Source organism: Kribbella sp. NPDC026611, assembly GCF_040638345.1.
Lineage (GTDB): Bacteria > Actinomycetota > Actinomycetes > Propionibacteriales > Kribbellaceae > Kribbella.
The window spans coordinates 386248-407234 of record NZ_JBEZYC010000005.1; the positions used below are offsets into that span (position 1 = coordinate 386248).

Annotated in this window: 21 protein-coding genes; 12 read left to right on the forward strand and 9 right to left on the reverse strand. The window is 63.1% G+C overall.

Annotated elements, in window-relative coordinates; translation table 11 throughout:
* Positions 1 to 35 precede the first annotated feature (35 nt).
* From AB0E69_RS23535 to AB0E69_RS23585, 11 genes are all read left to right on the forward strand, one after another.
* Positions 36 to 4775 carry a type ISP restriction/modification enzyme gene (locus AB0E69_RS23535; protein ID WP_360149688.1) on the forward strand — a complete coding sequence of 1580 codons (4740 nt, stop codon included), beginning with the start codon at positions 36 to 38 and terminating at the stop codon, positions 4773 to 4775.
* A gap of 1373 nt (positions 4776 to 6148) precedes the next feature.
* A complete protein-coding gene (locus tag AB0E69_RS23540; protein WP_360149691.1) occupies positions 6149 to 6682 on the forward strand; it encodes a sigma-70 family RNA polymerase sigma factor in 534 nt (177 codons plus the stop codon).
* The gene (locus AB0E69_RS23545; RefSeq protein ID WP_360149694.1) at positions 6675 to 7316 is read left to right on the forward strand and encodes a hypothetical protein; all 642 of its coding nucleotides are present in this window, start codon (positions 6675 to 6677) and stop codon (positions 7314 to 7316) included. Before AB0E69_RS23540 ends, AB0E69_RS23545 begins: the two co-directional genes overlap by 8 nt.
* Position 7317: 1 nt before the next feature.
* Entirely contained in the window at positions 7318 to 8331 is a 1014-nt protein-coding gene (locus tag AB0E69_RS23550) for an ImmA/IrrE family metallo-endopeptidase (protein WP_360149697.1), read from the forward strand.
* 84 nt (positions 8332 to 8415) lie between these two features.
* The gene (locus AB0E69_RS23555) at positions 8416 to 8571 is read left to right on the forward strand and encodes a hypothetical protein (RefSeq protein WP_360149700.1); all 156 of its coding nucleotides are present in this window, start codon (positions 8416 to 8418) and stop codon (positions 8569 to 8571) included.
* Between the two features lie 152 nt (positions 8572 to 8723).
* Positions 8724 to 9233 carry a TIR domain-containing protein gene (locus tag AB0E69_RS23560; protein ID WP_360149703.1) on the forward strand — a complete coding sequence of 170 codons (510 nt, stop codon included), beginning with the start codon at positions 8724 to 8726 and terminating at the stop codon, positions 9231 to 9233.
* Positions 9230 to 10090: a macro domain-containing protein gene (locus AB0E69_RS23565; RefSeq protein ID WP_360149706.1), complete on the forward strand. Its 861-nt coding sequence runs from the start codon at positions 9230 to 9232 to the stop codon at positions 10088 to 10090. The genes AB0E69_RS23560 and AB0E69_RS23565 overlap by 4 nt, the downstream gene beginning before the upstream one ends.
* On the forward strand, positions 10090 to 10548 hold the full coding sequence (locus AB0E69_RS23570) for an HIT family protein (RefSeq protein WP_360149709.1): 459 nt from the start codon (positions 10090 to 10092) through the stop codon (positions 10546 to 10548). Before AB0E69_RS23565 ends, AB0E69_RS23570 begins: the two co-directional genes overlap by 1 nt.
* A gap of 9 nt (positions 10549 to 10557) precedes the next feature.
* Positions 10558 to 11343 carry a DUF1883 domain-containing protein gene (locus tag AB0E69_RS23575; RefSeq protein ID WP_360149712.1) on the forward strand — a complete coding sequence of 262 codons (786 nt, stop codon included), beginning with the start codon at positions 10558 to 10560 and terminating at the stop codon, positions 11341 to 11343.
* Between the two features lie 459 nt (positions 11344 to 11802).
* On the forward strand, positions 11803 to 11958 hold the full coding sequence (locus AB0E69_RS23580; RefSeq protein ID WP_360149715.1) for a hypothetical protein: 156 nt from the start codon (positions 11803 to 11805) through the stop codon (positions 11956 to 11958).
* A 46-nt stretch (positions 11959 to 12004) separates the two neighbouring features.
* Positions 12005 to 12217, forward strand: a complete 213-nt coding sequence (locus AB0E69_RS23585) for a PASTA domain-containing protein (protein WP_360149718.1) — start codon at positions 12005 to 12007, stop codon at positions 12215 to 12217.
* Between the two features lie 100 nt (positions 12218 to 12317).
* Here AB0E69_RS23585 and AB0E69_RS23590 read toward each other — a convergent pair whose 3' ends face one another.
* From AB0E69_RS23590 to AB0E69_RS23620, 7 genes are all read right to left on the reverse strand, one after another.
* Positions 12318 to 12905 (reverse strand): dihydrofolate reductase family protein, encoded by a 588-nt coding sequence (locus tag AB0E69_RS23590; RefSeq protein WP_360149721.1) that lies wholly within the window; start codon positions 12903 to 12905, stop codon positions 12318 to 12320.
* 58 nt (positions 12906 to 12963) lie between these two features.
* Positions 12964 to 14184, reverse strand: coding sequence for a glycosyltransferase (locus AB0E69_RS23595; RefSeq protein ID WP_360149723.1), 1221 nt, complete (start codon positions 14182 to 14184; stop codon positions 12964 to 12966).
* A gap of 109 nt (positions 14185 to 14293) precedes the next feature.
* Entirely contained in the window at positions 14294 to 14617 is a 324-nt protein-coding gene (locus AB0E69_RS23600; RefSeq protein WP_360149726.1) for a putative quinol monooxygenase, read from the reverse strand.
* An 80-nt stretch (positions 14618 to 14697) separates the two neighbouring features.
* Positions 14698 to 15657: a proline racemase family protein gene (locus tag AB0E69_RS23605; RefSeq protein WP_360149729.1), complete on the reverse strand. Its 960-nt coding sequence runs from the start codon at positions 15655 to 15657 to the stop codon at positions 14698 to 14700.
* Positions 15650 to 16297 carry a response regulator transcription factor gene (locus tag AB0E69_RS23610; protein WP_360149733.1) on the reverse strand — a complete coding sequence of 216 codons (648 nt, stop codon included), beginning with the start codon at positions 16295 to 16297 and terminating at the stop codon, positions 15650 to 15652. The genes AB0E69_RS23605 and AB0E69_RS23610 overlap by 8 nt, the downstream gene beginning before the upstream one ends.
* Positions 16282 to 17478, reverse strand: a complete 1197-nt coding sequence (locus AB0E69_RS23615) for a histidine kinase (protein ID WP_360149736.1) — start codon at positions 17476 to 17478, stop codon at positions 16282 to 16284. The genes AB0E69_RS23610 and AB0E69_RS23615 overlap by 16 nt, the downstream gene beginning before the upstream one ends.
* 149 nt (positions 17479 to 17627) lie before the next feature.
* A complete protein-coding gene (locus AB0E69_RS23620) occupies positions 17628 to 17825 on the reverse strand; it encodes a hypothetical protein (RefSeq protein WP_360149739.1) in 198 nt (65 codons plus the stop codon).
* A gap of 87 nt (positions 17826 to 17912) precedes the next feature.
* Between AB0E69_RS23620 and AB0E69_RS23625 the strand changes: the two genes are divergently transcribed.
* Positions 17913 to 19073: a cytochrome P450 gene (locus AB0E69_RS23625; RefSeq protein WP_360149742.1), complete on the forward strand. Its 1161-nt coding sequence runs from the start codon at positions 17913 to 17915 to the stop codon at positions 19071 to 19073.
* A 171-nt stretch (positions 19074 to 19244) separates the two neighbouring features.
* On the opposite strand, the gene AB0E69_RS23630 is transcribed toward AB0E69_RS23625, so the two are convergent.
* Positions 19245 to 20003, reverse strand: coding sequence for an ABC transporter permease (locus tag AB0E69_RS23630; protein ID WP_360149745.1), 759 nt, complete (start codon positions 20001 to 20003; stop codon positions 19245 to 19247).
* Positions 20004 to 20013: 10 nt separating this feature from the next.
* Positions 20014 to 20913 (reverse strand): ATP-binding cassette domain-containing protein, encoded by a 900-nt coding sequence (locus tag AB0E69_RS23635; RefSeq protein WP_360149748.1) that lies wholly within the window; start codon positions 20911 to 20913, stop codon positions 20014 to 20016.
* Between the last annotated feature and the right edge of the window lie 74 nt (positions 20914 to 20987).

Below are 20987 nucleotides of genomic sequence, written 5' to 3' on the forward strand. Positions count from 1 at the left end.
TGCACGTCTCGCCTCTTTGAGGCAAGATGCTGCGCATGGCGTCCTCGATCCACGACATCCTCGCCGAGCTTCGTAGCTCCGCCCTCGACGAACGGGACAAAGGAGACAAGTTCGAGCGGCTGATGCAGGGCTACTTCCGCACAGATCCGCAATGGGCTCAGCAGTTCAGCGACGTGTGGTTGTGGTCCGAGTGGCCCGGGCGGGAGAACAGGCCGGACACCGGCATCGATCTCGTGGCGAAAGAGCGCGACACCGGGGACTTGACGGCGATCCAGTGCAAGTTCTACGCACCCGAGACCTACATCCAGAAGTCGCACATCGACTCGTTCTTCACTGCCTCCGGCAGGGTCGGCTTTACTCGGCGCATCGTCGTCTCGACCAGCGACAACTGGTCCAAGAACGCCGAGGAGGCGTTGGTCGATCAACAGATCCCGACCCAGCGGCTCGACATCTCATATCTGTCGGAGTCGACGATCGACTGGGGCCAATACTCCCTCGCGACTCCGTCGATCATGCCCACGCATGGTCCCAAGTTGTTGCGGGCGCATCAGGCGAAGGCGCTTGCGGCGGTGCGAGACGGCTTCGACCAGTCGGATCGCGGCAAACTGATCATGGCCTGCGGCACCGGCAAAACGTTTACGAGCCTCAAGATCGCCGAAGACCTCGTGGGCGTAAACGGGACCGTGCTGTTCCTCGTTCCGTCGATCTCGTTGCTATCACAGACACTGCGCGAGTGGATGCAGGAGTCATCGGTCAGCCTGCGTCCGTTCGCGGTTTGCTCCGACGCGAGAGTTGGTCGCAAGCAGACCGAAGACATGAGTGTTGTCGATCTGGCTGAGCCGGCCACGACGAACGCCGCGAAACTCATGCAACGCATGGGCCGTTCGTCGGCGGAGAACCGGATGACCGTCATCTTTTCGACGTACCAGTCGATCGGCGCCGTGGCCGATGCTCAGGGCAAAGGCCTGCCGGAGTTTGACCTGGTCGTCTGCGATGAGGCGCACCGCACAACCGGTGTCACTGTGGCAGGCGAGGACGAGTCAGCGTTCGTCCGGGTCCACGACCAGTCGTTCCTCAAGGGACGCAGGCGGCTGTATATGACGGCGACACCGCGGCTCTATGACGAAGGCTCCAAAACCAAAGCCGCCGAGAACACCGCGGTCCTCGCATCGATGGATGACGAGGGTCTCTACGGCCCAGAGTTCCACCGTCTCGGTTTCGGCGACGCAGTCGAACAAGGCCTGCTCAGTGACTACAAGGTCCTCGTACTGGCTGTCGATGAGAAGGCTGTCTCCGCTCAGTTCCAGACCCAGCTGGCAGACGACAACCACGAACTCAACCTCGACGACGCCGCGAAGCTTGTGGGTTGCTGGAATGGGCTGTCGAAGCGGAACCTCGACCAGGGGCGCCTGCATGCATCGCGGACACCGATGCGCCGCGCCGTCGCCTTCGCTACGAACATTAAGGCGTCAAAGAAGGTCGCCGGCATGTTCGAGGAAGTGACCGACAAGCTTGCAGCAGACTCTGACGACGAGAACCCCTTGATGTGCGAGGCACAGCACGTTGACGGTACCTTCAACGTGCTCGAGCGGAACAAGCTTCTGGATTGGCTGAAGGCTGACCAGCCCGAAGGTTCCAACCTGTGTCGGATCCTCTCGAACGTCCGCTGCCTCTCAGAAGGCGTCGACGTGCCGGCGCTCGACGCCGTCCTCTTCCTCAACCCGCGCAACTCAGTCGTAGACGTGGTGCAGTCCGTGGGCCGAGTCATGCGCAGGGCACCGGGCAAGGAGTACGGCTACGTCATCCTGCCGATCGGTGTTCCCGCCGACATGTCTCCGGAGGAAGCGCTAGCAGACAACAAGAAGTACAGGGTGGTATGGCAGGTCCTTCAGGCGCTCCGAGCCCATGACGACCGGTTCAATGCGATGGTGAACAAGATCGAGTTGAATCGGACTCGAGACGACAAGCTCCAAGTCATCGGCGTACCCGGCGGCGATGGTAGGGACGGTAAGCCAGGAGATGACAGTACCCAGCCGCAGCTACCGCTGAGTTGGTCCAGCGAGTGGCGTGATGCGATCTACGCCAAGATCGTCACCAAAGTCGGTGACCGCCGATACTGGGAGGATTGGGCTGCCGATATCGCGGTCATTGCCGAGCGTCACATCACGAGGATCAAGGCGTTGCTTGACGATCCGCAACTGAACGTGGCCGGGCACTTCGATAAGTTCCATGCTGGCCTGAAAGCCAACCTGAATGACAGCATTTCGCGCGACAACGCAATCGAGATGCTTGCCCAGCACATCATTACTAAGCCGGTTTTCGACGCGCTATTCGAAGGCTACGACTTCACCGCGAACAACCCCGTCTCTCTGGTCATGCAGGACATGCTCGATGTACTTGACGAGCAGGGCATCGACAAAGAGACCGAGACACTTGACCGGTTCTATGCCTCCGTCCGGATGCGTGCTGCTGGCATCGACAACGGTGAGGGCAAGCAGAAGATCATCACCGAGCTATATGAAAAATTCTTCAAGCATGCCTTCCCAAAGGCTGCTGCCTCGCTCGGCATCGTGTACACGCCGGTCGAAATTGTAGACTTCATCATCCGCGCCGTCGAGCATGTCCTCACCACTGAATTCGGTACCTCGCTCACCGGCGCCGGCGTGCACGTCCTTGACCCGTTCACCGGGACCGGAACGTTCATCGTGCGGTTGCTTCAGTCCGGTTTCATTAAGCCGGAAGATTTGTTCCACAAGTACGTCAATGAGTTGCATGCTAATGAAATAAGCCTGCTTGCGTACTACGTCGCCGCGGTGAATATCGAGGCGGCGTTTCACGGCATGCGTGATGAGGGCTCTGCCAGGTATGCACCTTTCGAGGGCATTGTATTGACTGACACTTTCCAGATGCATGAGGATGACGACACTCTCGATCAGGCAGTATTCGTCAAGAACAACGATCGCGTCGTCCTCCAGAAGGCGACGGATATTCGGGTCATCCTTAGTAATCCACCATATTCTGTTGGCCAGGCCAGTGCTAACGATGACAATCTGAATCTGAAGTATCCAACCCTAGATTCTCGAATAGCGGCAAGCTTCGGGGCGGGCCGAAATCGTGGCGGCAATAACGCCGTGTACGACTCGTATATTCGGGCGATTCGTTGGGCTGCTGATCGCGTCGGTGATCAGGGTATCGTTGCTTACGTATCAAACGGCGGGTATATAGACTCGAATGTACTCGACGGGGTCCGGCGATGCCTCGTTAACGAGTTCGATACGGTCTACGTCTACAACCTGCGTGGCAACGCTCGCACGGTCGGCGAACAGCGGCGTAAAGAGAAAGACAACGTCTTCGGCCAAGGGAGCCGAACCACGGTCGCCATCTTGGTGCTGGTGAAGACTGGCAAGAAAGACGCCTCTGAACCAGCAGCATTGTACTATCGCGATATCGGCGACTATTTCTCAAAGGAAGAAAAACTTTCGATCGTCGGCGCCGGCGACCTGGAGACTATTGAGTGGACCGAGCTCACGCCAAATGAGCATGGCGACTGGATCAATCAGCGCCGTGGTGATTTTGATAGATTCACGCCGATTGGCGACAAGCTGACTGGGCGCGCGTCCGTCTTCGCTGTTTATTCTCGGGGCCTCGAAACAGGCAGAGACGCTTGGGTGTATAACTTCTCCGCTCCTGCCTTGCGTGGAAACATAGCCCGCACGGTGGCGGCCTTCAACAAGGATCTGTCCGCCGGTAAGGAGATCGACCTCGATGCAACGAGGATTAGCTGGACACACAGTCTTAAGCGGCGCTTCGAACGCCGTTCCCCGCTGGAAGTCGTCGAAAGCGCCTTCGGTGAGGCTACATACCGACCTTTCATGCGCACAAATGTTTACTACGAGAAGGGCTTGAATCATATCGAAGGGCGGCAGCGCCTTATTTTTCCGACAGTGAATCATCAGAACTTCGGCTTCTATGTTGTCGGCATGGGATCGGCGGTGCCGTTCTCGGTCCTGATGACTGCCCAACTGCCCGACTTGCACGTCACAGGTGCGGGGAGCGGCGGGCAGTTCTTCCCTCGGTACACCTATGAAGCGATACTGGAAGGTGGCGATCTGTTCTCAGGTTCGGAAGACGAATCTGGCTACCGAAAGATCGATAATGTCACCGACTTCGCTCTGGATGAGTATCGCTCCGCGTACGGACCCTCCGTTTCCAAAGATGACATCTTCTATTACGTGTATGGTCTGATGCATTCTCCGGCTTACCGATCCGAGTTTGACGCGGATCTGAAGAAGATGTTGCCCAGGATACCGTTGGTGAAGGGTTTTGAGCGATTCGCGGACGCAGGTAAGCAACTGGCGTATCTCCATATGAGATACGAGTCGGCGGTGCCTTATGATCTCGAAGAAATCGTCAGCGCGTTGCCGTCAAGCCGCGACTTCTACAGAGTCCAGAAGATGACCTTCGGGCGGGGTGCGTCCGTTAAGGATAGGGATCGATCTCGAGTTATCTACAACTCCCGGGTGACTGTAGCCGGCATCCCGGACGAGGCGCATCGCTATGTGATTGGATCTCGGTCAGCCATCGAGTGGCTCATGGACCGATACCAGGTAAGGACCGACAAGGCATCCGGCATCGTGAACGATCCGAACGACTGGGCGATCGAGCAGGGCGATCCACGCTACATACTTGATCTGTTGAAACGCATTGTGACAGTGAGTGTCGAGACGATGAAGATCGTCGACAATCTGCCTCTACTAGACATCATCGAGTCGTAGCCACGGGCTTGCCGCGGACCATGACGGTATAGGTCGTGGTCGACTCAGGTGGACATTTCGCACAGCGCAGCCTGGTCGCGATTGGCTCCCGTGGAGACGGGTGTCGCTCACCTCGCACGTCTCTAGCCCAGCCGGTGGCGGACCGCGCCTGTAGGTCCGCTGATCTTGCAAGAAGATGTTGCACCAGTCGGAGATGCGCCGACGTCCATCTGTAACACCCGACGGAATCCAACCGATGTAGGCAGCGATACCCCGCTCGAGAATCACCGTTCGTAACCGGACGCATCGATTCTCGTTAATACGGCATGAGGGTCTGCGGGAGCTTGCCCTTTGTAACAGTTTAGTAACAGCGAGCGTTAAGATCCTTTTCTCGGGACCAGCCGCGAAGTGGCGAATGGGTACTGGCGTGATCACGCTCTCACGCTCAGGACAACGATGCCATCGCCAAGTGATTCCGCTCACAAACCAAGACGGAACATTCGAGCATACGTTTGAAGTCTTACATCGCTGTCGTTCTTGCCGTTTTTGGTCTAGCCGCCTGTTGTACAGTCGTCGTCGGAAGATGCGAGAGGCCCCCGGCCGGAAGCATCCGATCAGGGGCCCTCACTTGTCATTTGAGCGTGACGCTGGTGACGGTACTAGCTGCATGTCTGTAAGGCAAAGCATGTCAGACGTGCTGTTACATATGTACGGGGATAGTTACCGAGCCGTAACTGAACTGGCCTGATTGGGTCGCTTCCGCCGGTGGTTTGCGCAACCGTGCAACCACCGAAGAGGAACGATGATCAGCACCCATCAGGCGTCTGCGCGTCGTCGGGACGGTGCCCGATGACCCAGACGGCCAGACATCCGCTGGATGAGACAGAACGACCTGAGCGCACGTTGCGCTTCGTTCACCAGCGCGAGGGGCGGACTGCGAGCCCACTGTTCCAGATTTTGCTCCCCATCGGTCGCGTGACGGCATTTGGCGCCCGGCGGAGGGGGTGCCAGGACCCCGCTCGTGTCGTCCACGACCGGCGTCATCGGAACGCGAAATACGCCTATGGCGTGGAGCCAATGGACGCCGTGCCGCCGGCGCTCGAGCGGGCGGACATCAACGGGCCGGCCGTCTCCAACTCCCATATGCGGGGGTTCAGGCAGTTACCACTCGCCATTAGCGCCGCCTGTCGCAGGACCGAGTCATTGACTCCAGACAGCTATCACGCGGGCTGCGTTCGCGCCCTACAGGTCCGACGGCTCCGCTCGCTAACCACCTTGCCCGCTACGTCGACTACTAGCCGGAGGGGAACGCTGCCGAGGCTAAGCGGGTATGACGGAGGCAAAGTGGAGATGCTTGTAGGTGTTCTCTTCCACCGCAGTACGAGGCGTGCTCGGTGAGCGGCAGTCCAGAGTGGGCTGCGCTCTACCAGAAGCACAAGGACGCCATGTACAAGGTCGCGGCTCGGGTCTTGCGGGAGGCCGGGCTGGCGGATCAAGCCGAAGACGCGGTTGCCGACGCGATCACCTCGATGATCCAGTCGCCACCTCTAGCCGAGGTGAAAAACTGGGAAGCGTTCATGGTGACCGCTGCGAAGCGGAAGGCTCTCGATCGGCTGAAGAGTGCGGCGGTGCAGCACTCGGGACCTGAACTGTCTGAGTTGTCTGAGCTGCCGAGCGGCGGCGACTTCGCGGACGAAGTTGCCGAAGAAATCGATCGTCAGCGGCTCGGTGCACGACTGTGGGATGCCAGGGCCGTTCTGGACGTACGTGAGCGACGAATCCTGGAGGAACACATCGAACGAGGCAGGTCGCAGGCCGAGGTCGCCACCGAGTTTGGGATCAGCCGCTCTCGGGTGAGCCAGATTGTGACAACGGCGCTGAAGAAGTTGCGCGCCAAGCTCACTGAGGAGGCGGGCGAAGATGAGTGATGAGCGTGACGAGATGCTGCGTCGCGTACTGGACGAGCGTGTGAGTGGGGAGCCGCTGGCTCCAACTCCAAATGATGACGAGATCAAGGATCTCGTCGAGGTGGCCGATCTTCTGTGGGAGGCCGGCCAGGGCGCGCCCCCGCTTCAAGACGACCCAATCGCGGCGATGCTCGGCCTCGTGCCGGACCCAAACCAGGCGTTGAATCCGAAGGCGCTGAAAAGCGCTCGGATGAAGGCGGGACTCAGTCTCAGTCAGTTGACACAGCGACTTGCCGATCGCGGATGGGAGGTGAACCAGAGGAAGGTTGCTGACTGGGAGGGGCGATCGTCGGGCGAGGTCCCTCCGGCGCTCATCAAGGCAATCGCCGAGGAGACGAAAACGAGTACCGAGCGCTTGACGACAAAGCGCGAAGCGACGTCTCAGAGCCAGACCATCGCTGCTGTCGTGCAATCTGATCGCTTCGCAGACCTCAAGGCACGGTGGGCTCGACTCCGAGGGGTGTCGGGCGAAATGGCTGAGTCGATGCTAATCAGTCGAATTAACGTAGCGGTGCATCGAGGCGATCATCCCAACGAGGAGCAACTCCTCGCTAACCTCGAAGCGCTAGTGAGCGCCATCGAGGGGGAAGAGTGATATGAACCTTAATGAATGTGTCGACGTCGCCCTGAATCGTTTGGATGCCGGGCTCAGGGAGAGCTTCGCGAGCGCTCCGCGGCAAGTACTCGAAGGCGAATTAGGGTTTACGGTTCAAGAGGCTTTCCATCTCATGACGCGATTCAAAGGGGCATCGTGTGATGGCGCATCATTTCTCGATGATCGCGTGATTCTCTATGCGCCGACGGACAATAGTAAGCGCGAGAATTTCACTCTGGCTCATGAGCTCGGGCACTGGTTGGTCGCAGAGTCTGAAGAAGCTGTCGATTGGATCGGCGATCAACCTGATTCGGACTTCGCACGGGAAGCTGTCTGCGATGCGATCGCTCAGCAGTTACTGCTCAGCGATGCTGCGGTGAGCAGAGTTATCAACGGTGGTCCAGTACGTGCACAGCACGTGCTCGAGCTGTCCGCCGTGTCAGAGGCAAGTCGCCCGGTGTGCGCCATTGCCCTCGCCAAGCGCCTGCCAGGACTTGGTGCGGTCGTCATCATCGATCGTGCTTCAGGCAAAGTGACCGTCGCGAGTGTCAGTCCAGATCCCGAGCACGGATGGCCGGCGGTATACCCGTGGCCCGGACAAGATGTTCCACCCGGCCATCCGTTCGGCGTCACCCAGCCGAGTTCGATGACACGCAAGAGCTTTTGGCGCATGCCGTGGGACAGTTCGGCTGACTTCTACATCGACGCCATCGTGGACGGACCCCGGATCATCGCAATCTTCTCCGACATCGATGTGTGGGCAGCCGAGAAGCTGCACATCGATCGGCCTCGAGAGTTCGACTCACGGCCGGAGCTGACTGTGCACTGTTGCGGCGTGTCAGTCTCGACCAGGGGGTATCCCTGCTCTACATGCAACCAGCCATATTGCCCTACGTGCGGCAGGTGCAAGTGTGAGCGTCGAGCCGCCCGCGAGGTGCCGTGTGGCGGCGATTGCTTCCAGAGCTTCCTGCCGCACTTGCTGGTCGACGGCCTGTGCGAGGAATGCCGGCCCTAACACCTTGGCGGGCTGTCTCGACTACCTAGTGAGGGATCGCCTCGGCGACATGTTGAGGCGACCTCCGGGCAGGAGGTGAAGGTAGTGGCCAAGAACACCGGCAAGGGGCATCGAATCGGTGCGGTCAAGGGGCGGAGCGAGTTCAAGGTGGGCAAGACCTGGTTCAAGCGCGACACCGCCACGGGACGCATCCTCAACGGCAGCCAGCACCAGCACAAGGGCGTTCGGAACGAGGAGTAGTCAGGTTTCGGCCGAGGCCGGCTGCCTGCCGACCTCGGCCAGCCCACGCCACGCCGCGGCAACTTACATGGCGTCGGTAGGTGCATTTGGATGTTGTTACTGTTTCTGCAGTGGAAATGGTAAAATTACCACAATAGTAATGAGGAAATTCCGTGAGTTACCGCAACAAGACATACATCGCCTTCGCTAGCGAAGACATCAAACGCTACTACCTGATGAAGGCCTGGCGAGCCAGTGAACACATCGAGTTCGACTTCTTTGATGCGCATGACCTGTACGAGGCACGCGACACGAGCACCGATGAGTCGATCAAGGCGCGACTTCGTGAGCGTATGAAGAACGCAAAGCAGTTCGTCCTCCTCGGCAGCAGTTCGGCGAGGAAGAAGGGCGGCAACGGGACTTCGTTTCTCGCATACGAAGTCAAGACCATGATCAACCTGGATCTTCCTGTCGTTGTGGCGAACCTCGACGGGGATCGAAACATCGATAAGGATTTCATCCCAGATCCGCTGCTTGATGCCGACTACTACACCTTGTCGGTGTCGTTCCAGCCAGCGATCATCAAGTATGCGCTCGACGGCTATGCCGCGCAGTTCGCTGGAAGCGATAAGTCGGGACCGCACTACTATGAACCGCACATTTACGAGAAGCTCGGCCTGTGAATCAGGCGCTGCATCATGATTTGAAGCGCCAGCGCTTCTGGCGGCACTTCGCTGTCCATGCTCTATCGGCTATTGGTCTGATCGCGGTTTTCGCTGGCCTCTATGATGTCTTCTTCCCTGATGTGGCCGGAGGCGTCGGAACATGGCTGACGATCGCCACGGTCATGCTCGCGCTGATCTATGCGGCGTGGCGGTCATGGCCACGGCCGATTGAGGAGCAGTACGAGACGCCGAATGTGAAGATCAGACTCGTGCGCGGCAACATCCTTGATCAGGATGCCGACCATCTGGTGATCGGGATGCAGACGACGTTCGACACGGAGCCGCCGCGGATCGTCGAGCGGACTAGTCTCCAGGCTCAGTTTGTCGAGAAGATCTACGGTGGCGACACGAGACGGCTGGACGCCAACCTCGACCAGGCGCTTAGTGGCGCAACGCCTATCGGCACTATCACAAAGCCTGGCAAGACGAAGGTCTATGAGGTCGGGACGGTCGCTGTGCTGGATCATGCCGCCCGCCGGATCTTCTGCGTGGCGTACTCGGAGATGGACAAGAAGAACGTCGCTCGGAGCTCGATCGAGAATGTCTGGCGAGGGCTCGATCAACTCTGGCGTGAGGTAACCGATCATGCCAACGGCGGAACAGTGGCTGTGCCAGTGATCGGCGGCGGCCTCGCGAGACTGTCGCAGATCCTGCCCGCTCAGGACTCGATCCGGTTCATCATCTTGTCGTTCATGTTTGCCTGTCGCCGTGAGCGCGTCTGCGAGGAGCTCAAGATCGTCGTGCAGCCGGCGCAGTACGACCGTCTCGATCGTCTGGAGATTCAGGCGTTTCTCATGTCGCTGAGGGCTTCATGATGACGGACTCGATCCAACTACCCGATGACGGTTCGTGCGCGTTTTGCGCCTACCTCAACGGGATACGGCCCTACACCGTCTTGAGCCGGGATGACGTGACGGCCACGCTGGTGACACGTGAGCAACGTGGCATCGCGCATCTCTTGGTGATCCCCGTCCGCCACGTTGAGACGATCCTCGATCTAAGCGACGACGAGTCAGGCGCGGTTATGGTCGCTGTTCGCGAGGCAGCTCGTGCGATCGACCGAGCCGAGGGGCGACCCGGCATCGCTGTATGGCAGAACAACGGCGTGCCTGCGGGACAGTCGATCAGCCATGTTCACTTCCACGTGGCTGGCACGCTGCCCGGCGGACGCACCGAGTGGGGCAACGTACCTGAGCTTCCCGTCAGTGAGACGGACACGCTGGCCGACAAACTGCGGGCAGCTATGAGCGATCTACCAAGCGAGCAAGAGTAGGAGACCGGTATGGCCAGCGGGGATATCCAAGTATTTGATCTATCGAACTTGAAGCGCGGTCAGATCGTCGAGGTGACGCTGAAAGGTAGTGCCGCGAATGTCCGGTTGATGGACCGCTCGAACCTCAACGCCTTCAAGGCGGGCCGACGTCACCGTTACGCCGGAGGGCTCGTGAAAAAGTCACCGCACAGGATGGCAGTCCCGAGTAGCGGTCACTGGTATGTGACTGTCGACATGATGGGGCTTCGTGGTTCAGCGCGGGCAGGCGTTCGCGTACTCCCGGGGCCTCTGCCGACTGCCAGGCAGAGCCTATCTGGCGGATCACTGTCGGAAATCGCGATGAACGAGCCGCCGGCCGTTGCCGCGGACAGCGAGGTTCGTGATGTCTTCATCTCGCATGCCAGTGAAGACAAAGCCGCGGTCGCTCGACCACTGGCCGACGCTCTCAGGGACGCCGGAGTGTCGGTCTGGCTCGACGACTACGAACTGCGCATCGGTGACAGCCTTCGTCGGAAGATCGACGGCGGTCTGGCGCGCAGCCGGTTCGCCATCGTGGTGATGTCCAGAAGCTTCTTCGCGAAGGGCTGGCCGCAGTACGAACTCGACGGCATCGTCAGCCGTGCGGTGTCCGGGCAACAACAGATGCTGCCGATCTGGCATGAAATCACCAAGGACGAAGTCATGGCCCAAGCGCCGTCGCTTGTGGACAAGATCGCCCGCAGCACGTCGCAATACACGGTTGATGAGATCGCTGAGGAAATTGCTGGGCTCATCATCGGTGCTCCATCGAACTAGCTGATCCCAATCGTCGTCTGTCAGTGCAGTGTGAGAGGACCAGAAGCTCGAATCGTCACAGGCGTTTCTCACCCTGCCGCCGCATTGGAACCTCGGCGGCCTTGAGGATCCTGAGGACGGTCGACTTGCCTAGTGCGCACTCCTCCGAGATCTCTAGAGCGGTCTGGTTCTCGGATGTGTAGCGCCGGACGACCTCATCGCGGAGTGGTTGGGTGATACGTCGACGACGCTCAGGACGAGGTGTTGTGACACCGCGATCGGAAGATGGCGGGACCGTATGGGCGGGGTTGATCTGGAGACCAGCAAGGACTACCACAGAAGGCCCGGACCAACAGGTCCGGGCCTTCGTTTTGCGTTGAGGGACGGTTCGGCGCGTGGCGGTTGCGGGTGACGGGGTGGGGCGTCATGCTCACAGGAGGTGATCGTCGTCACTTCGGGGTGAGTCTTGGTGGTTCGGATGTGGTTCAGGATCGGCGCCGTCGGGGTCGCGGTCTCGTTGGTGGGTGCCTGTGGGGGTGGCGGGACGTCCGCTTCGAAGGCGACGGTGACGACGACCGCTACGGCGACCACCACAGCCACGGTGACGAGCACCCCCACGGCGACGGCGACTTCTAGTGCGCCGCCAAGTTCGCGGTCGGTTGAGCAGCCGCGGGTTGGTGTCGTGCCTAATGTGGTGGGGCTGAATCATCAGCTGGCGCAGGACACTATGCAGGCGGCCGGGTTCTATTACCTGACCGAGCAGGATGCGACGGGGCAGGGGCGGTTGCTGATCAATGATCGCAACTGGGTCGTTGTGACGCAGGAGCCAAAGGGTGGTACTCGGGTGCCTACGGACACCAAGATCGTTCTGCGGTCCAAGAAGATCGGTGAGTGACGATCGCCTTGGTCGGTCCGCCGGCTGCCGGCCGAGTGGGCTGGCGGCAGCGGCGGACGGACCGAGTCGTGCGGTGCCTCCACCATCAGTAGTGAGCTGGCTACTTTGCGATGTGGAGGGTTGGGCGATACGTGAGTTGCTGGGTGTGGCCGTCGAGGGTGCGGGCGTCCAGTAGTTCGAGGTCGAAGTCGTCTGTGCCCTGGAAGATCGGGTTCGCGCCGGTCTTCGCGTTGATCACCGGGAAGACCGTGACCTGCACTCGGTCCACCAGGCCGGCTGCCAGCAGCGTGCGGTTCAGTGCGATGCTGCCGTGCGAGCGCAGCGGGACCTCGGACTCTTCCTTGAGCCGGGCAACGATGTCGACGGCGTTGCCCGAGGCAACTGTACCGTCTGCCCAGTCGAGCGGTTCGGTCAGCGTGTTCGACACCACGGTCGCCGGCAGCTCGATCATCCGGCTGACCCAGGGGTCGTACAGCTCGGAGTCCTTCGGCAGCGTGGCGAAGAACCCCGCGAACATCCGGAACGTGCCGGCCCCGAAGACCATCCGCTGCTGCTGGCTGAACTGCGCGAGCCGTTCGTCCAGCAGCTCAGGTCCCTGCTTGCCCCAGTAGCCACCCCAGTCGCCGCCGCCGGGGGCGCCGAAGCCGTCGAGGGTGGAGAAGACGTCGAAGGTATACGTTGCGGTCACGATGCGCTCCTTGAGTTTGTGCGGCTCTCTCGGCCGCCTCACCCCTGCTACGAAGACCTCACCGCCGTTCCGACATTTCCTTGACCAAGAGTTCTGCGGCAACCATTGCACCGTCGCCGCGGACCTTCTCCGCGACCGCGCGAGCCCGCACCTGTGTCTCGTCGGCCAGCGCGACGTCCAGCGAGGCTGACACCGAGGCCGGTGTCGGTTCCTTGCCCTGGTGGGCTGCACCGATGCCGAGGTCGACGACCCGCCCAGCCCAGTACGGCTGGTCGGCGATCAGCGGGACGATCACCTGCGGTACGCCGGCCCGGGCCGCGGCGGTCGTCGTACCGGCGCCGCCGTGGTGCACGATCGCTGCCATCCGTGGGAACAGCGCCTGGTGGTTGACCGTACCGATGACGAGGCAGTCGTCGGCATCGTCGACGGCGTCCAGGCCGGCCCAGCCGCGGGCGACCACCACACGGCGGCCGCGTGCGCGGATCGCCTCGATCGCTGCCGGCGCTGTGCTCTTCGGTGCGTACGCGGCCATGCTGCCGAGGCCGACATACACCGGAGGCTCACCAGCGTCCAGGAAGGACTGCAACTCGTCCGGAAGCGGCCGAGAGTCATGCCGGATCCACGCACCTGTCTGTACGACGTCGAGCTCGGTCATCCCCTCCGACGGGCACAGCGTCGGGTCCGCGGCCAGCCAGGGCCGGTCTGTCAGGACGTAGTCGCGCACATTGTCGACCGGGGGCATGCCCAGGTCTGCCCGGTGCTGGTTGACCGCCTCCTGGTACAGCCCGTTCACTCGCTGCGCGTCCTGCTCCCACAAGACCTTGAGATCGGTCTCGGCAGCGGACGACGGCGTACCTGGCCGGGCGCCGGGACGGAACCGCTGTGACGGCAGCCCGGCGAGGTGGAAGGTGGCCAGCACGTAGTGCAGGCCGAACTTGTCCGCCACGTCCCGAGCCCCGGCCGGCATCAGGCCGGTCGCCACGATCGCGTCGTACCCGTCTGCGGCCGCCGCGCTGAGCGTCTCGAACCGCGCGGCGACCAACTCCCGAGCGAGCTGGAACGCGCGCTCGGCCGGCGGCGTCGATCCCGAGACCACCGACTTGGCCGTCGGGCCGAGCGGCACCAGCGGCAGGTCGAGGCTCGCCAGCAGGTCGGTGAACTCGTCGTCCGCCGGCACACACAGCCGGACTTCCACCTCCAGCTTCTGCAGTGCGACCGCGAGCCCCGTCAGTGGTTCGACGTCGCCGCGCGAGCCCCAAGCGGTCAGGACAACCTTCATGAATTGACTCCCCATTGTCTGCGATTTCTGGCAACGGCGAGCGATTCTGCCCGACAAATAGGGGCTTGCGGCAAGTCCCCCGGTGCGTTATACGTTGAAACTGGAGGGACTACTTCACCGCCAGCTCGCCCAGTTCCGACCAGTCGTCCTGGGCCACCTTGAAGTTGACGATCCGCGGAGTCTCGACCAGATGGGGCGGCAGCTGCTCCTGCGCGGCCTTGAAGTGCGCCGAGGTCACGTGGTGGGTGGCGGCGTCGTCATCGGCGAACGCCTCGACCAGCACGTACTCGTTCGCGTCGTCCAGCGAGCGGGACCAGTCGAACCACAGACAGCCTGGCTCGCCGCGCGTCGCGGCGGTGAAGTCCGCGGTGATCGACGGCCAGTCCTCGGCGTGCTCGGGCTTCACCTTGAACTTCGCGGTGATGAAGATCATCGACAGAACCTCCGCTGCAATGGACAGGTCGGAGCTCGATGCTATCGGTCGCTGCCCGCCGGCAGCGTCCCAATCTGAGATCAGCGCAGCGTGAATCCGGTGCCGAGCGGATCGCGCTCGTCGAGCGTGAACGTGGCCGTTCCCGTCCGGTACGCCGAGCCCGTCACCTCGGTGATCACCCCGCCCGCGACGTCCGCGACAACCCGGCCCAGGAACGTCGTACCGACGATCGAGTCGTGGCGGAGTACCTCGTCCGGGCCGAGCAGCCCGTCCGCGTGCAGGAGGGCGAGGCGGGCCGACGTACCGGAGCCGCAGGGGGAGCGGTCCGCTTCGCCGTCGGCGAAGACGGCCAGGTTGCGCTGGTGGGCCCGACCGAGGTCGTCGTAAAGGATCGTGCCGTAGAGGCCGCTCAGCCGCGGGTCGGTCGGGTGGATCGCCAGCGGGTCCAGCGCCCACTTGATCTCCCGGCCGATCGCGACCAGCTCGGCGTAGCACTCCGGCACTACCGACAGGCCGACGGACGACGCCGCCACGGACGCGTAGAACGCACCACCGAAGCTGATGTCGGCCAGCACCTCACCGCGTGATGTCGACAGTGGCACCTGACGACTCAGCACGTACGACGGGACGTTGCGAAAGGCAACCGATTCCACAGCGTCACCAACGCAGTTGACCTGAGCAACCACTCGGCCGGACGGTACGTCGATCACCACTTCACCAGGACCAACGAGCCCAGTCTCCACCGCCCAGGTAGCCAGCGCGATCGTCCCGTGCCCACAGGCGGTCGAGTACCCGTCCTTGTGCCAGAACACGACGCCGAAGTCCGCACCACTGTCATCACCCGGTACGACGAACCCGCCGTACATGTCCGCATGTCCGCGCGGCTCGTTCACCAGCAGCTGCCGGACCCGGTCGACGGCCGGCGACGTCTGCGCCACCACCCGGCGGTCCGCCACGGTCGCACCCGGTATGTCCACCGACGTGACGATCCGGAACGGCTCACCGGCCGTGTGGTAGTCGACAACGCTCACGTCATCCATCGGCAAGCCCCAGGTAGGTCAAGACCGCCATGACACGACGGTTGCTGCCGTCGTCCTCGCTGATCCCCAGCTTGCCGAACAGCGACGTCGTGTACTTGCTGACGGCGCTCTCGCTGAGGAACAGCTTCTCCCGGATCGCCTGGTTGGACAGGCCTTCGGCCATCAGGCTCAGTACGTCATGCTCCCGTTCGGTGAGCCGGTCCAGCCGCTGGGTCGAGCTGGTCAGCAGCTTGGAGATCACCGCCGGGTCCATCGCCGTACCGCCGGCCGCCACCCGCTCCAGCGCGTCGATGAACTGGTCTGCCTCGAACACGCTCTCCTTGAGCAGGTACCCGACTCCGCCGGCGCCGTCGGTCAGCAGCTCACGCGCGTACAGCTGCTCGACGTGCTGCGACAGGATGAGCACCGGCAGCCCAGGCACCTCGCGCCGAGCAGCCAGAGCAGCTCGCAGACCCTCGTCCTTCTGCGTCGGCGGCATCCGTACGTCGATGACGGACACGTCGGGCCGCAGCTCGAGCAGAGCGGCTAGCGTCTCGGGCCCAGTGGACGCCGTGGCAACCACGGACTGGCCGCAGGCCTCGAGCAGCCGAACCATGCCGTCGCGGAGAAGGTAGAGGTCTTCGGCTACAAGGATTCGCATGGCACCGTCATCCTCGCACGCGTCGGCCCGCCGACCGGGCTGGTCAGCTCCAGCGAACCGTCGAACACGGCGAGCCGGCGCTGCAGGCCGGCCAGGCCACCCTCCGGCCGGAGCTGTACGCCGCCGCGGCCGTCGTCCTCGACTGTGACGACCACTGCAAGGTCGGCGCGCTCAATCGAGATAGACACCTTCCTGGCCCTCGCGTGCTTCACCGCGTTGGTGAGCAGCTCGGCGGTCCCGAAGTACAGCGCCGACTCGATCGGTGGATCCAGGCGCAGCTCCGCCTCGGCCTGGACCGACGTCTCGAGTGGTGTGTCCAGAGCGAGCGCCCGCAGCGCGTCGACCAGGCCGCGCTCGTTCAGGACCGGGGGATTGATGCCGCGGACCAGTTCGCGGAGCTCGGACAGGGAGGTGGCTGCGCCGGCGCGGGCCTCACGCAGCAGTTCCCTGGCCGCTTGCGGGTTGGTCTCCATCAGCTTCTCGGCCGTCGCGAGTGACATCCCGAGGACCACCAGCCGGGCCTGGGCACCGTCGTGCAGGTCGCGCTCGATCCGGCGGATCTCCGCGGCCTGGGCGATGGTTGTCTCGGCGCGCTGGGCAGTCAGCTCTTCGACGCGAGTCGCGGCTGAGGGTCGGAGAAAGCGGAGGGCAATTGGTGGGAGCAGACGCCACGCGAACGGCGCACCGGCAAGCGTGAGGACGAGACAGATCGAGCCCAGCACCGGTGCCGACTGGGTGAAGGCTACGACCGCCAAGATTGGGACGGCCCAGGCCAGGCCGGCGGTCAGGGTGAGGATCACGACGAAGCGGAGGTCCCGCCAGTTGGCAGGGTCCGTCCAGCGGACCCGCATGCGGAGGTCCTTCTCAGCGTCCCTGCGGGTCTTTTCGTACGAGTAACCGTTCCACCAGTAGCCGGTGGACAGCTGGGTGACCGGTCCGGCCTCTCGGTAGCCCGGTGCGAGGGCCGTGCCGGTCCACTGGGCCACCAGCGCGCGCACCCAGCGTGCGACCGGGCGGACCAGCAGGAGAGTGCCTAGACAGAGCCAGACCGCCGGGGCGAACCAGGTCCAAGGGTTGTGCCACCAGATCGCTACCGCGATGCCTGCGGCCCAGACTGCCGGAACGGGCAGGCTGACAGCGAGGACCTTGCAGGTGCGGAGGAGCCCTGTAACCAGTGACATGCCTTCACTCTGCATCACCGCCGCGCGGAAACGGCCAGAAAGCGGCAGGAGTGGGGCTGGACGCACCCAGGTCTGCGGATGTCCCCACCCAACAGGAAGCCGCTGCCTGCCCAGGGGTGGGCAGACAGCGGCTGAGCGACCTGAGCGGGTCAGGCGGCTTGCAGGGTGCGGTTCTTGGCGGCCCAGACCGCTCTGCGCAGTTTGGCCTTGTCGGGGTATCCGGCTGCTCGGCCGATCACGTACACGTCGTGGCTGCGCATGTTGACCATTCCGGCGACGTACCAGACCGGGCTGCCCTCGGCCAGCATGGTGACGATCATGTTCTGCGTTGCGGTGTCGATGTTCATCCTGACCCTCTCCTTTTTGGTCGCTCTTACTGGTACGTCGAGTGCGAGCGGCCGGTTTCGACACCCTCGACAAAGTATTTTCTGGCCGTGACGATCACCCCCAGCGATCCGTACCCCGCCTACGCGGAGCTCCGCGGTACCGGACCGGTCCACCGCATCGACGGACCGGACGGCACCCCCGCCTGGCTGGTCACCCGGTACGCCGACGTCCGCAATGCGTTCGCCGATCCGCGCCTCTCCGTGGACAAGAGCAACGCGCTGCCCGGTAAATACCGCGGCCTGAGCCTTCCACCCGCGCTGGACGCCAACCTGCTGAACCTCGACCCGCCCGACCACACCCGCCTCCGGGCGCTCGTCACCCGTGCGTTCACCCCGGGCCGCATCGAGGGGCTGGCCGGACCGATCCGGCGTACGGCGGACACCCTGCTCGACCCGCTGGTACGCCGAGGCCGTGGCGAGCTCATCGCCGACTACGCAACCCCGCTGCCGATCACCGTGATCTGCGACCTGCTCGGCGTACCTGAGGACACCAGGACCGACTTCAAGGTGTGGACCGACACCATGCTCACTCCAGCCGGTCCCGACGAGGCACGGGCTGCCATCGGCGCCATGCTGCGCTTCTTCGCCGTTCTGATCGCCAGCAAACGCGCAGTACCCGGTGACGACCTCACCAGCGCCCTGATCGCCGCGCGCGACCACGACGACCGGCTCAGCGACGACGAGCTGACCTCACTGGTCTTCCTGATCCTCTTCGCCGGCTACGAGAACGTCGTGCACCTGATCGGCAACGCGACCCTCGCCCTCCTCGAGCAGCCGGAGCTGTGGCAGCGACTGAGTGCGGACCGCGCCCAGCTCCCCGCTGCGGTGGAGGAGCTGATGCGCTACGACGGTCCCGCGCCGCTGGCGATCCGGCGCTTCCCCACAGAGGACATCGAGATCGGTGGCGTCCGCATTCCGGCGGGAGAGACCGTTCTGCTCGCGCTGGCGTCCGCCAATCGCGACGCGGCCCGATTCGACGACCCGGACCGAGTTGACCTTGACCGGACGGTCGGTGGGCACCTGGCACTCGGGCACGGCATCCACTACTGCCTCGGTGCACCACTGGCCCGGCTGGAGGTCGCCATCGCACTGGAGGCGTTGTTCGACCGCACGCCGACGCTGTCGCTCGCCGTACCGCGGACGGAGCTCAGTTGGCGGAACACCATCCGCACCCGCGGTCTCAACGAGCTGCCGGTCAAGACAGGGTAAAAACAGAGCGCCCCGATCGATGATCGGGGCGCTTGTCCGTGTGGGTCCCGGGGGGAGTGGGACCTCCACACGTTGGGGGGGACTTCGACGTTAACCCTTCGACGGGGTCATCCCCGACAGCGTTCGGGCCTCCTCGAAAGGGTTGTTCGCTGAACGGTCCGAGACCTGCGCTCAGCGGTTGGTCCGGCGCCGGTACAGCGACGTCGCGAGCGCCATGGAGAACACCAGCAGAGCACAGCACCAGGCCAGTGCGACCCAGCCGTAGTTGCCGATCGGTGTGCCGATCAGGAAGCTCCGGACGGTCTCTGTCACCGGTGTGATCGGTTGGTGTTCGCTGACCGGACGTAGCCACGCCGGCATCGACTCGGGCCGCACGAACGCACTGCTGAGGTAGGGGATGAACAGCATGAAGAAGCTGAGCGTACTCGCCGACTCGACGCTGCGAGCGATGACCCCGAGCCCAGCCGCCAGCCAGGACATGCCGACGACGTAGAGCAGCAGCAGACCGACCACTCCGAGCCAGTCGACCAGTCCGCCGTTCGGACGGAACCCCATCGCCAGCGACGCCAGGACGACGATCGCAGTCGACAGTGCATTGCGCGCGACGCTGGCGGCGACGTGTCCGGTCAGCACGGCGAAGCTGTGGATCGGCAGCGAGCGCAGCCGGTCGATCATGCCGCTGTGCATGTCGTCCGCGACCACCATCGCTGTCGACGCGGCGCCGTACCCCGTAGTGAGCAGCAGGATCCCCGGCACGATGTAGTTGATGTACTCCGTCCCGGTGGTGATCGCGCCGCCGAACACGTACACGAACAGCGCCATCATCATCAACGGAAGCAGGATGGCCGCGAACAACGTGTCGAGGTTGCGCCGGGCGAGCCGCATGCTCCGGTCGGTCATGGTCATCGCGTCCGAGATCGCGTGTGTCATCGTCAGCTCCCTAGGCCGTCAGTGCGAGGAAGACGTCGTCGAGCGTGGGCCGGTGCGACGACACCCGCTCCGGCTCGAGCCCGTTGTTCCGGAGGACGTCGAGCACGTGGTGCAGGTGTCCCGCCGTACCGTCGGACGGCACGTTCAGCACCAGCCCATCAGCCACACCGCTCAGTACGCCGGTTGCCTTCAGCAACTGCAGTTCGTCGGCGAACCGCAGCTCGATCCGCTCGCCACCGATCTGCCCCTTGAGCGACTCGGCGGTCCCGCTGGCCACGACCCGGCCGTGGTCCAGCACCATCACCCGGTCGGCCAGCCGATCCGCCTCGTCGAGGTACTGCGTGGTCAGCAGGATCGTGGTGCCGTCCCGAACGAGCTCGACGATCGAGTCCCACATCATGTTCCGGCTGGCCGGGTCGAGCCCCGTGGTCGGCTCGTCCAGGAAGATCACCCGCGGCCGGGCGATCAGGCTCATCGCCAGATCGAGCCGTCGCCGCATACCGCCGGAGTACGTCTTCACCCGCCGGTCCATCGCGTCGGTGAGCCCGAACTGCTCCAGCAGCTGAGCGGTACGCCGCTGCGCGCCAGGCCGGCCCAGGTGCATCAGCCTGCCGACCATGACCAGGTTCTCCCGGCCGGTCTGGTTCTCGTCGACCGCGGCGTACTGCCCGGTCAGGCTGATCACCTCCCGGACTCGGCCCGGCTCGCGGACCACGTCGTACCCGGCGATGGTCGCACTGCCCGCATCGGGCCGCGTCAAGGTGGTCAGGATGCGCACCGTGGTGGTCTTGCCGGCGCCGTTCGGGCCGAGCAGAGCGAGCACCGAGCCTTCCTCGACGCACAGGTCGACACCGCTCAGCACCTCGGTCGCGCCGTACGACTTCCGGAGTCCGGTTGCCTCGACGATCATGGTCCCCTCCTTACTGCGTATTAGGTACGCTAAATAGCGTAGCAGCTACGCAGTACGGCTTGGCAAGACCTAGA